Origin of the sequence: Paenibacillus sp. FSL R5-0923 (assembly GCF_038009145.1) — a bacterium.
GTDB lineage: Bacteria > Bacillota > Bacilli > Paenibacillales > Paenibacillaceae > Paenibacillus_AQ.
Genome location: NZ_JBBPAT010000001.1, coordinates 2,218,189 through 2,230,775, shown reverse-complemented (window position 1 = coordinate 2,230,775; position 12,587 = coordinate 2,218,189). Strand labels below are relative to the sequence as shown.

Below are 12,587 nucleotides of genomic sequence, written 5' to 3'. Positions count from 1 at the left end.
GCCCTATTGCATGATCCGATTCACTGTATATACATCCTTGACTCGTTTCACTTTATCTACAACGGATTGCAGATGTTCCGTGTTACGAATGAGAATGGTCATATGAATCATTGCCATTTTATTCTTGTCAGAGCGCCCAGTGACCGCAGAAATGTTCGTTTTACTCTCGGAAACTGCCTGCAGCACTTCATTGAGCAGTCCATTACGATCATGACCTGTAATCTCAATATCCACACTGTAGTTTGCTTCCATCGTACCTTCCCATTCCACTTCAATCACCCTTGCTGCTTCTTCTCCGTCACCTTCACCCGGAATATTAGGACAATCCTGGCGATGTACAGATACACCCCGGCCCCGTGTAACATACCCTACAATGTCGTCACCCGGTACCGGATTACAACATCGTGCAAAACGGACAAGTAAATTTTCAATTCCCTTTACACTAACACCATTGGTTGGTTGATTACGTTTTTCGCCGGAAGACTTGATCTCCTTCATCTCTGAAGTAAGCTCTAAATGATTAGCAGCTTCTTCCTGCTCTTTGCGCAGCTTTTCCGTCAAACGGGAAGCAATCTGCGAAGCGGTAATCCCACCAAATCCAACGGCAGACAGCATATCCTCAACATCGTTAAAAGCAAATTTCTTCGCTGCTTCTAAAAGCTTATCATCAGAAATCCACTCAGAAACTTCGACATTCAGACGCTTCAGCTCACGTTCAATCGCTTCGCGACCTTTTTCGACATTTTCCTCACGTTTCTCTTTTTTGAACCATTGCTTAATTTTGCTTCGCGCATGTGAGGATTGAGCAATCTTGAGCCAGTCGCGGCTTGGTCCGTACGAATGCTTCGATGTCAGTATCTCTACAATATCTCCCGTCTTCAACTTGTGATCTAACGGTACGATCCGCCCGTTCACCTTAGAACCAATCGTACGATTACCCACTTCGGTATGAATACGGAATGCGAAATCAAGTGGTACAGAACCCGCAGGAAGCTCAATAACCTCGCCTTTAGGCGTAAACACGAACACAAGATCCGAGAAAAAGTCCATTTTGAGTGATTTTACGAACTCTTCGGCATCCTTGGCCTCATGCTGAAGCTCCAATATTTCGCGAAAAAAAGGCATCCGATTCTCAGGATTCACATTATTGCTGGTTCCTTCTTTGTATGCCCAGTGTGCTGCTATCCCAAATTCAGCCGTACGATGCATTTCCCAAGTGCGAATTTGCACTTCGGTTGGCTCTCCGCCAGGACCTACCACTGTAGTATGCAAAGATTGATACATATTGGCTTTGGGCATAGCTATATAATCTTTAAATCGACCTGGCATTGGCTTCCAAAGGGTATGAATAATTCCGAGGGTTGCATAACAATCCTTGATATTATCCACAATGATACGGATGGCCAGCAGGTCATAGATCTCATTAAACTGTTTGTTTTTCGTACTCATTTTGTTATAGACACTGTAGATATGCTTCGGACGACCTGAAAGATCACCTTCAATGCCCATTTCATCTAGCTTGGCACGAATACGGCCAATTACGCTGTCGATAAATTGCTCACGTTCAGCCCGCTTCTTATGCACTAGATTAGCAATGCGATAATACTGCTGCGGATTCAAGTAACGAAGCGCAATATCCTCCATCTCCCACTTAATCGCGGAAATCCCCAAACGATCAGCCACAGGACAGAAAATCTCCAGCGTTTCGTAAGAAATACGTCGCTGGCTCTCTTCAGATTGGTACTTTAACGTACGCATATTATGCAGACGATCCGCTAGTTTGATAACGATGACCCGGATATCCTGCGCCATCGCAATAAACATCTTACGGTAATTCTCGTTCTGCTGCTCTTCCTTTGAGCGAAAACGGATGCGTTCCAGCTTAGTTAAGCCATCGACAAGCATCGCGCAGGTATCGCCAAATTTCGTGCGGATTTGTTCCAATGAGACCGTCGTATCTTCCACAACATCATGCAAAAGCGCCGCAACAATAGATATAACATCCATTTGCATATTGACGACAATATCTGCCACCGCCAGCGGATGCAGAATGTATGGCTCCCCCGACTTGCGGATCTGCCCGTGATGAGCCTGATCGGCAAATTCATAAGCTTCCCGGATGCGGAGAAGATCTTTATCTTTTATATAGGCGCCAGCCTTATCAATTAATCGCTCTATGCCCATTCTCGTCGTATCCGTTTCCTTTCTATAATAAAATGAACCCGCAATCATTCTGAAATCTGCAGGTTCCAATCATTTCGCAAGCAACTTACGCTCTTGTTCAAAGTTGTCTATAATTATGACGCTTACGAGGGATTACGTCAACACTTGCCATCTCATGGTACTCAAGAAGTAAAAGTTATGAAAATCGGACAAATTAATAACACTTGTGAAAATGTTGTTGTAAAAATGTCCAGTTCTATTTAATCTAGTAAAGGCGGATTTTCGCTGGACAACATCATATCCATTAAGAAAGAGGAGTGAACTCCATTGCAACGCGAAATTCAAGTTAATGAAAAACTTCCATGGGGCCCCGGTTTTCTATTAAGCCTACAGCATTTGTTCGCCATGTTTGGCAGTACAGTGCTAGTGCCTAACTTGTTCGGGGTTGACCCTGGCATGATTTTGCTGATGAACGGTATCGGCACACTGCTATACATTTGGATTTGCCGTGGTAAAATACCTGCTTACCTTGGCTCCAGCTTTGCATTTATCGCACCCGTATTATCAGTGCTTGCTGATCATAAAGATGATCATATGAAAGGGTACTCGCTTGCTTTGGGCGCTTTCATCATCACAGGTGTTATCTTTGTGCTCGTTGCTTTGATCATCCGTTATGCAGGAACAAAATGGATCGATGTTGTCTTCCCTCCAGCAGTAATGGGAGCTATCGTAGCAACGATCGGACTTGAACTTGTGCCTGTTGCCGCGCGAATGGCAGGACTTATTGCCCCTGAAGGTGTTGCAGTTGCAGACTGGACTCCAGATGGCAAAGCAATCACACTTTCTATGGTGACACTGGGCGTAACCGTAATTGGAGCTGTACTCTTCCGCGGTTTCCCAAAAATCATTCACATCCTCATCGGTATCGTAACTGGTTATGGCTTAGCTTATATTATGAAAATGGTGGATACTGCTGCAATATCTAATGCGAATTTTTTAGCTCACCCTACCATTGTTACTCCATCCTTCGATTGGAATGTAATCCTGACTATCATCCCAGTATCGCTAGTAGTAATCGTTGAACATATTGGACACTTACTTGTAACCAGCAATATTGTTGGCAGAGATCTGGCTAAAGACCCTGGACTTGACCGCTCCCTGATGGGTAACGGGATATCTACAATTATCTCCGGTTTTATCGGTTCTACTCCAAATACAACCTACGGTGAGAATATCGGGGTTATGGCATTAACTAAAGTTTATTCTGTATATGTGATCGGTGGCGCAGCAGTGATTGCGATTCTGCTATCGTTCTCTGGAACTTTCTCCTCCGTTATCGCTAACATCCCAACACCTGTAATGGGTGGTGTATCACTACTGTTGTTCGGTGTAATTGCCGCATCCGGTCTGCGAATCTTCGTAGAGCAAAAAGTTGATTTTTCCAAAGCCACTAACATGATTATGGCTACGTTGGTGCTTGTTGTCGGAATTAGTGGTACAACCCTTACTATGGGTAGCGTAAAACTCAGTGGTATGGCTCTAGCTACGATTGTTGGTATCGTTCTAGCCCTATTCTTCAAACTCATTGAAGTTCTTGGACTGTCTAATGAAGGTGGAGAAAGCGATAAAGCTGCTCACTAATTTATTTATGAATTAATAATTCAAAAAGACTGCTCCAGATCCATTTTATGGATTGGGCAGTCTTTTTTCGTATCTCTTTTGACCAAAAAATCGAAAAACAGCAACCCTCCGCTAGTAGTAACAGAGAATTGCTGTTGTTTGCACTTTTCCACATTATTCGATACATAAATCCCGATTTATTTCCCGGGAAAAGACAAGTTTATCGCATTAATCTTCGTAATCAACTAATGTAATAACTTCAATTCCAGAAAGCTTATTACGTCCAGCAAGCTCAACTAATTCAATCAAAAACGCTGCGCCTACCACTTTACCACCAAGCTGCTCCACAAGGTTAACCGAAGTAGCTATAGTACCTCCTGTTGCTAACAAATCATCAGCAATCAATACATTTTGTCCAGGCTTAATGGCATCCGTGTGAACAGCAAGTGTGTCTTTACCATATTCAAGATCATATCCAACCTCGATAGTCTCATACGGCAGTTTACCACTCTTACGAATCGGCACAAAGCCTACACCCAATGCATAAGCAAGAGGTGCACCAACTACAAAACCACGTGCTTCCGGTCCAGCGATCACATCGATTTCTAAGTGGGATACAAGAGCTTTCAAGGCATCAATCGCTTGGCGATATGCATCACCATCTTTTAACAAGGTGGTGATATCTTTAAAACTAATACCTTCTTTTGGGAAATCAGGAATCACGCGAATACTATCTTTAAAATCCAAATTTTTCATCTCCTAAAAGTTTTGTTAGCATATGCTACTTTGAGTCCGGTTCGACAAAACTTACTTCGTAAGCGTCTGCTTTGTTTTGTTTAGTCTTTATGATACGCCTAAACGGCGTGATAACATCCAATCCTGCAGTTCAGACAAGCTACCTTCCATGAAGTACTGCTCCATTTCCGCCATCTGCCCCAGTCTAACAAAATGTCTTGATGCTGTAAGGCTTTTAGCTGTAGGCTGCGTAATAAAGGTCACACTTCCTTGACTTCTTTCGATAAAATCCAGCTCCTCGAACACATCTAGCATATTACTAAGCATTCGAATACTTAATGAGGATTGTCGACTTAGCCGCAGCAGCACTTCATGTTCTGGCGTTGCAACAGCAGTGATCGAAGCCAGCAATTTATAGAGTATTTTAAAATGATCCCGTGTCGGAATGATAAGTCGTTCTCGGCCATCCTTTATAGAATGCAATAACGCAATATTATCAGCATTAGGAAAAGCCTTTAGTAACGCGTCTAGTTGTTCAGGAGTCTCCGGCATATCCAGTAGACATAACAGTGAGACATGCCCTGACTCCTGAATCGAATCATCCTTAATAGCGGCGCTAATGCCAGCTTCTTTATCATATACCCAGAAGGACATTCCTATCAATTCAGTCTGTGAAGACATACGTCCACTCTGGAATACTGCTGCAGCACGATATGGGCCAGCACCACTATAGGGAAGTAGCAGCTCTCTAATATGCGCAGCCTGCCGCACAGCGTCAGCAGCACCACGAAGATCAAATAATTGAGCATCCTGAACTGATAAATCCTGTAGCATCAGCTGTGGTTTCCTTGAGCCATTCCATTCGTTGATCGACAGTTCAGCCAGCACATTGATCGGGGTGCCCACAGGGAGCAGCTTAGCCAAATCCCCTTTACCAAAAGCCAAGGCTTCGATCGTACTCTTACCCTGTTGCAAGACGATCTTCAAGTGTTTTCCTTCTTGCCCCATGGTGCGTGTCTCTTTCACTGTAGCCCCGCGAATGATGAACTTTGGCAATGGATTCGACATCCCGAAAGGTGCAAGCCTTTCCAATTCAAGCGCGGTCTGTAGGGACAAATCGGAAATCGACACTTCTGCATCAGCAGAAGTAACAGGAACGAAATGCTCCGGTGTTAACACAGTAGCAGCGTATTCATTTAATGCCGCAGCGAAGGCTTCTAAGCCGTCCCGATGCAGACTCATTCCCGCGGCTGCTGGATGACCACCGAAATGATCCATTAAGTTAGAACAAGAGGATAACGCCGCATATATATCAAGTCCAGGAATAGAGCGGGCAGAACCTTTGCACATGCCGGTCTCCGGATGAATATCCAGAATAATCACAGGTCGATAGTAACGCTCCAGCAGTTTGGAAGCCACTATACCTACCACACCCACATTCCAGCCTTGTTCAGCAAGGACTATGATGTCTGGTATTTCTCCACCCTGAGTCATCTGCTCCAGTTTTGCAGTGGCCTCCACTACAATTCTTTCTACGACCAATTGGCGTTCTTTATTAAGCAGATCAAGCTCCCCAGCCAGTTGCTCTGCCTCATCAGTATGCTCGGTTGTAAGCAACGCCACTGCCCGTCCAGCATGATCCAGACGACCACTCGCATTGATACGAGGCGCCATTCCAAAAGCGATATTAACCGCACTCACAGTACTCATGGTCACGCCGCTAACACCGAGTAAGGCACGAATACCTGGGAATCGAGAATTTCGCATACTCACCAAACCGTTTCGAACAATCTCACGATTCTCACCCAGCAGCGGCATTAAATCTGCTACAGTACCGATAGCAGCTATCTCTGCCCATTCTTCGGGAGTTTCCTCCCCTAGCATAGCCTGGGCGAGCTTATAAGCTACACCTACACCTGCCAATCCTTTGAACGGGTAGGGGCAGTCGGGCAGCTTCGGATTAATCAACGTATAAGCCTCTGGGAGAAGCTCTGGTGGCTCATGGTGATCCGTAACAATCACATCAATCCCGAGTTCATTAGCGTAAGCAATCTGATGATAGGCGCTAATGCCAGTATCTACAGTAATGATCAAGGATACACCCTGCTGTAAAGCCCAATCCAAAGCATGATTATGCAGCCCATAGCCCTCATTAGAACGGTGCGGGATATAAATATCAAAGGAAGCGCCTAAGTAACGCAGCAAATGAATCATTAATGCTGTACTGGACACACCATCAGCGTCGTAATCGCCGTAAATCAGAATATGTTCTTCTTCTTTTAAAGCCTTTCTAATTCTGGGAACCGCTTCGGCCATTCCTTTTAGAAGGAACGGATCATGCGGAGCTTCCACACCGCCATCCATGAACGATAGAGCCTCATGTGGCGTATCAATTCCTCTAGTCACTAATAGTGAGGATAAGAGCGGAGAAATAGAAAGGCTCCGGGCCATATCCCTTACGACGTCGGGATCGGCTGCCGGAGATTGCCATCTTGTTTTTGAATAAAGCAATAGCGCTCACCTTTCTCTCACCTTGCGAACTACTGAAGCAGCGTCGGAATATCATTATCCACCAATTCATAATTACTTTTGTATGGATAACCAGGATCATAAGGAACTACGTCCATATGTACCTCACCAACATGAACAAACCTGTGCTGCAGCAACTTTCTTGCACATTCTGAAATATCCTGTGCTTCCATCACCGTAATACGCGGATTTACACTGATCTTCACTTGCAGATTCACATAATTCCCTTGCTCAAGTGCCTTCAAATGTTCTACACGAATAACACCATGAACACGTTGTACGGTTTCAATAAAATTAGCTGCCTCCTCAGAAGGTAGCTCCTGCGCATTCTTAACACTAACAGTATTAACAATGAGCAAATAACCTTTACGTAGAATTAAGCATCCTGTTAAAAGTGCAGCAATAGGGTCCATATAGAGTAGAGGATGCCAATAGGTACCCCCCATTGATAACGATATCCCAACTAATACTGTGATAGAAGTATACAAACTGAAACGATGACTATTGGCATAAGCAGCATGACTGCCATCACCTATTTTTTTAAAGTACCGATATTGATATTGAAATACAGCTTCTTTAAGTACAATAGATAGTAAGACAGTTACAAGTGCAAGTTCTCCGCGAGTGGATGACTGTCCCTCGGTTAAGTCACGGATTGCAGAGAAGGCGATTTGCAGCCCCCCCATAAGAATTAATACCGAAAAAAGTATAGCTAAAAGCGGCTCCTTATTCCCTCGTCGCTCTTCTATCCGCTGCTTGCTCTTTCTGCTTTGTTCAGAGCGCCATGGGAGAATATCCGCCAATTTAGCTGCAGCATCTGCTCCAGAATATAATGCATCGCCCATTAAAGCCTTGCTACCTGAAATATAGCCAAAACTCCCCTTAGCTACTGCCAAAGTAACATCGCTGATGATCCCTGTCCAAGCAACCGTCTTGCTTTGCGGTGATCGTTCTTTATTCATACGAGGCCCCCCTTACCACTAGCAAGTAATCTCATGATGATACAATACACATGACATACTACCCCAAAGATTTCGAAAGCCGCGTCGCATTTGACGCGGCTTTCTTAAATTATAAAGTTGATGTTTTTTTCATTCAAGTGTAGCCATGTTATTTCTCTTGAGACATTACCCTTTAGCCGGGCTCTTTACCTTTATCTTCTCACGCTTCTTAAGCAGTAGCCAGACCGGACTTGCAATAAAGATAGAGGAGTACGCTCCGAATAGCAATCCGATAACCATCGCAAGCGAGAACATCTTGATGGACTCGCCTCCAAGAATCAACAGGAAGAACGCCGCAATAAATACGGTAAATGCTGTGTAAAGAGAACGCATAAGCGTTTGAGCCACACTCTTATTCACAAGCTCTTTTAAATCCTCATAGGTTTTTTGTTTACCAAAACGCAAATTCTCACGGATACGGTCAAAGATAACGATCGTATCATTGATGGAATAACCGATAATCGTAAGCACCGCAATAATAAACGTCAAATCCACTTCCAAGCGGAAGATGGAGAAGATTGCAACGACCATAAAGGCATCATGGATCAATGAAACAATAGCTGCCAATGCAAACCGCCATTCAAAACGAATACTTACATAAATGATAATCCCTAGACAAGAAATGAGAACCGCATAGATCGCATTGCGTGCAAGTTCTTTAGACATTTCAGTATCCACGGTGTTAATCTCAAACGATGCTTTTTCGTCCAGCTTCAAGATCTCTGCTTTAAGAGCTTCATCTTGTTGCTCATCGAGCACTTGATCATAACGAACGTTAACCCGTTCACTTCCTATCGTAATGCTTGGCTCACTTGAAATCCCAGTTTTTTCAACTGCTGAATTAACCTCTTCCAATGTCAAATTCTTAGACAGAGAAATATCAACATTAGATCCCGCTTTGAAATCAACGCTGTAATTCAATCCAAAGGTTGCTAGGAAAATCAAACCTGCCACTGTAAGGGCGATAGAAAAAACATAGAAAAATTTACTCAAATGTACGAAATCAAGCTCTTTCTTAAAGCGCACGAATATCACTCTCCTTAACACCGAAACTCTTCGGTTTGTTCAGCTTACCGGCTTTAACAAGCTGGCTAAGCAACCAGTGGGAGAAATAAAGATTCGTAGCGATACTCAGAACGATTTCCACGATCAGCACCAATGCGAAGCCTTTGACTGCACCTGTACCGAAGGCGAACATGACACCTGCCACAATAACAGTTGTGACATTGGAGTCCATTACTGTCCGGAAAGAGGATTTATTACCTGCTTTAACAGAGGAAAGTACACTTTTACCACTGCGCATTTCTTCTCTTATCCGTTCATTTGTAATGATATTGGCATCGACGGCCATCCCTATACCCAGAATAAATGCGGCTATACCAGGCAACGTCAATGTGAAGTCTGCTAAGACAAAGACTACAATTAGCAGCCATGTATGCAAGATCAGCGCAAAACTAGCCAAGAGACCTGGCAAGCGATACATACCGATCATGAAGATAAGAATAATCAAAGAACCCAAAAGACCGGCTTTGATCGTTTGATCAAGCGATTGTTTACCAAGTGTTGCACCCACACTTTGGGAGTATTTCTCAGTAAGTTTCAGTGGCAACGCACCAAGATTAATAGTGTCAGCCAGTTCACGTGCTTCTTTAATTGTATACTGACCGGAAATAGACGCACTACCATCGGTAAGTACTGCTTGTACCGTAGGGTCAGATAGTTTGTTCTCATCCAAATAAATTGCGAGATTCTTTCCTAAGAGGCGTTTTGTAATCTCTGCGAATTTATCCTTGTCCTTTATTTTGATACTGATGATTGGCTGATTCAGGTTATCCCGTCCAACCTCTGCCGCACCTTCAACAAAATCACTACCTACCAGTTCGATCTTGCTGTAAGTACCTTCAGCGTCACCTTCAGCAGCACTACGGAAAGTCAGAACTGCAGGCTCCTTCATCTTCTTACGAACCTCGGCTTCATCAGTAACGCCTGCAATTTTCAGACGAATACGGTCAGTACCTTCAGTTGTAACCTCTGGTTCACTGGTTCCGAGCGCATTGGCCCGTTTTTCCAAACTTTCTGCTGTTTTCAACAGTGAAGCTCGGGACAACGCTGCTCCCGCTTCCATAGGCTCTGCATGGTACAAAATCTCAAATCCGCCTTTCAGGTCAAGACCAAGTCTAACCTTGTCCAGCAGTCCAGGAGTAGTAAATGCCATGACGCCTGTCAAAACGAGCACGGTAATAATAAAGCCCATTAGTCTCTTCATGCTCTAGCTAGTTCCCCTTTCATTCACTCAATATTCCTATTATAGCTACACGTGAAATGACCGTCAATTCACAGCATAGTCATAGCTATACTCACACAAAGAAACGGCCGCCCCTGCACATATCAGCAAGACATCCGTTTATATAGGAGATGTGAAGTTATTATTATTCTCTTACTTTACTGCTTTATAAGGCTTTTCGCAAAGAAAAGAAGCGAGATGTGTATTGTTCAGTTCAACCCCCGATAAGCTGCAAGAGTCAAATAAGTCATGTAACTATTGGCTTTTAAGGAATAAATATCATTTACCAGCTTATGTAAGGGAGGCATTCCGTCCTTATCATAATTACGACTGATACAATCCCAAATATCCTTGCTGGTTACATACTCATAGCCGAGGAGCCGGAATTCTTCAGCTTTGCTGCGGCACATGGCTTCGATTTCTTCACTATGTTGATCATGATTCCACTGTTCCGATTCCACGTGATGACACCTCCAAAGATCGCTCGTGTTCGTATGCTTACCATAGGTATTCGACCCAAGTTCTCTGCTTTCCTCCTTCCGTCATAAAAAGTTACAACTACTAAAACAAGGCATGCCGGGATAGGGGTATAGCATATCCATAAGAATAGACAAGTTGGCCAGCGTTTCATTTCATTTGGGGAAGAAGGCGTGACCTTTGAGGAAACAGAGCTTTATACAAGGAACTTTAATCTTGCTTGCCGCCGGCATCATTAATCGAATGCTTGGATTTATACCCCGAATTGCTTTGCCACGCATCATTGGAGCAGAAGGTGTGGGTCTATATCAGCTCGCGTACCCTTTCTTTATCGTACTGGCTACTGTTATCACAGGCGGACTTCCCCTAGCAATTGCAAAGATGGTAGCGGAAGCAGAGGGAGAGAACCGCCCTGAGAAATCGCGGCAAATTTTACGGACTGGCCTTACTCTTAGTGTCGGACTAGGAATCTTCTTTACCATTGTTGCGCTGGTCAGTGCTTCATGGGTCTCCAATGTGATCTTAACAGACCACAGAGTTTATTATACTTTTATTGCCATGATCCCAATGATTGGAATTGTTGCTGTATCTGCAATATACCGCGGGTATTTTCAAGGTAGGCAGAACATGATTCCTTCCGCACTTTCTTCCGTTTTTGAGTCTATCGTGCGAATATTTTTTATGCTGTGGTTCTCTTGGCTGCTGTTACCTAAAGGTATCGCTTTTGCAGCTGCAGGGGCGATGCTAGGCGTAACGGTGGGAGAGATTGGCGGAATGTTAGCCATTCTGTGGCAATATTATGTCATCACGAAAAAGGATAAAAAAACAACCCCCATCCTAGAACAGCAAACGATTGAGAAGGAAGTTATACCTCCTGATCCAGATGCCGTACAATTAACTTCCCCCATACTACGGCGTTTACTAGGTGTATCAATTCCTGTTACGGCAAGCCGGCTTGTCGGTTCTTTTTCCTATCTACTGGAATCTATAATTACCGTACGTAGTCTTGCACTAGCCGGAATCGCAACAGCCGCCGCGACTGCTCAATATGGGTCTTTACAAGGAATGGTTATCCCCTTACTGTTGCTTCCCGGTGCGTTAACTTCCTCTCTCGCAGTGTCTTTGGTTCCCTCCTTATCCGAGGCTGCCGCGAGAAAGGACTTGCCTACCATTCACAAACGAATGCACCAAGCTCTTCGACTCGCTCTTGTAACAGGGGCTCCCTTTGCTGTTCTTATGTATGTACTGGCAGTCCCACTATGCAACTTGTTATACGGAAATCCGGACACCGCTCCTATGCTAAAACTAATGGCCCCTTTCGCTTTGTTCATCTATGTTCAAGCACCCTTACAAGCTGCACTTCAAGCTATGGACAGACCGGGAAGGGCACTCATCAATACTCTTATTGGGGCAGTAGTCAAAATCATTCTGATTGTTATATTAGCTTCACAGCCAGAATACGGAATCTACGGCGCAATCATCGCCATTATTGTGAACAGCGTTCTTGTTACTCTGCTGCACGGGTACAGCGTAGTCAGTCTAATTTCATTATCCTTACGAATAACCGATACCATTAAGACTTTATGTGCAATGATCATTATGGGAGCAGGCGTGCGTTATGTATACATCTCCATTCCCATTGCAGAAGCACAATGGATTCAATTTTTATTTGCCTCTGCGGTAGGAATGGCCCTGTATTTCGGTCTCAGTCTATTAGCTGGCCTTATTTCCCTTCGTGATTTGGATCGACTGCCTTTCATTAAGCGTTGGCTTTAGAA

The 12,587-nt window shown here is 44.1% G+C and carries 9 protein-coding genes; 2 read left to right on the top strand and 7 right to left on the bottom strand.

Annotated elements, in window-relative coordinates; genetic code table 11:
* Positions 1-3 precede the first annotated feature (3 nt).
* Positions 4-2,184 carry a RelA/SpoT family protein gene (locus MKX35_RS09915; RefSeq protein ID WP_076284873.1) on the bottom strand — a complete coding sequence of 727 codons (2,181 nt, stop codon included), beginning with the start codon at positions 2,182-2,184 and terminating at the stop codon, positions 4-6.
* A gap of 306 nt (positions 2,185-2,490) precedes the next feature.
* On the opposite strand from MKX35_RS09915, the gene uraA reads away from it, so the two are divergent.
* Positions 2,491-3,804: a uracil permease gene (gene uraA / locus MKX35_RS09910; protein WP_042191101.1), complete on the top strand. Its 1,314-nt coding sequence runs from the start codon at positions 2,491-2,493 to the stop codon at positions 3,802-3,804.
* 207 nt (positions 3,805-4,011) lie between these two features.
* Here the strand turns inward: uraA and MKX35_RS09905 are convergent, their stop codons facing one another.
* From MKX35_RS09905 to MKX35_RS09880, 6 genes are all read right to left on the bottom strand, one after another.
* The gene (locus tag MKX35_RS09905; protein WP_042191103.1) at positions 4,012-4,530 is read right to left on the bottom strand and encodes an adenine phosphoribosyltransferase; all 519 of its coding nucleotides are present in this window, start codon (positions 4,528-4,530) and stop codon (positions 4,012-4,014) included.
* 96 nt (positions 4,531-4,626) lie between these two features.
* Positions 4,627-7,029: a single-stranded-DNA-specific exonuclease RecJ gene (recJ, locus tag MKX35_RS09900; protein WP_076284842.1), complete on the bottom strand. Its 2,403-nt coding sequence runs from the start codon at positions 7,027-7,029 to the stop codon at positions 4,627-4,629.
* Positions 7,030-7,058: 29 nt separating this feature from the next.
* Entirely contained in the window at positions 7,059-8,009 is a 951-nt protein-coding gene (locus MKX35_RS09895; RefSeq protein WP_042191108.1) for a cation diffusion facilitator family transporter, read from the bottom strand.
* Positions 8,010-8,174: 165 nt separating this feature from the next.
* Positions 8,175-9,074 (bottom strand): protein translocase subunit SecF, encoded by a 900-nt coding sequence (gene secF / locus MKX35_RS09890; RefSeq protein WP_076284843.1) that lies wholly within the window; start codon positions 9,072-9,074, stop codon positions 8,175-8,177.
* Positions 9,064-10,314, bottom strand: coding sequence for a protein translocase subunit SecD (secD, locus tag MKX35_RS09885; RefSeq protein WP_042191112.1), 1,251 nt, complete (start codon positions 10,312-10,314; stop codon positions 9,064-9,066). The genes secF and secD overlap by 11 nt, the downstream gene beginning before the upstream one ends.
* Before the next feature lie 227 nt (positions 10,315-10,541).
* On the bottom strand, positions 10,542-10,793 hold the full coding sequence (locus tag MKX35_RS09880; RefSeq protein WP_042191115.1) for a post-transcriptional regulator: 252 nt from the start codon (positions 10,791-10,793) through the stop codon (positions 10,542-10,544).
* Between the two features lie 196 nt (positions 10,794-10,989).
* Between MKX35_RS09880 and spoVB the strand changes: the two genes are divergently transcribed.
* Positions 10,990-12,585, top strand: coding sequence for a stage V sporulation protein B (gene spoVB, locus MKX35_RS09875; RefSeq protein WP_076284844.1), 1,596 nt, complete (start codon positions 10,990-10,992; stop codon positions 12,583-12,585).
* The last annotated feature ends 2 nt before the right edge of the window (positions 12,586-12,587 follow it).

Bases quoted from the DNA above. Each gene is read 5' to 3' on its own strand.
- MKX35_RS09915 (WP_076284873.1), bottom strand. From the start codon at position 2,184: ATGGGCATAGAGCGATTAATTGATAAGGCTGGCGCCTATATAAAAGAT.
- MKX35_RS09895 (WP_042191108.1), bottom strand. From the start codon at position 8,009: ATGAATAAAGAACGATCACCGCAAAGCAAGACGGTTGCTTGGACAGGG.
- secD (WP_042191112.1), bottom strand. From the start codon at position 10,314: ATGAAGAGACTAATGGGCTTTATTATTACCGTGCTCGTTTTGACAGGC.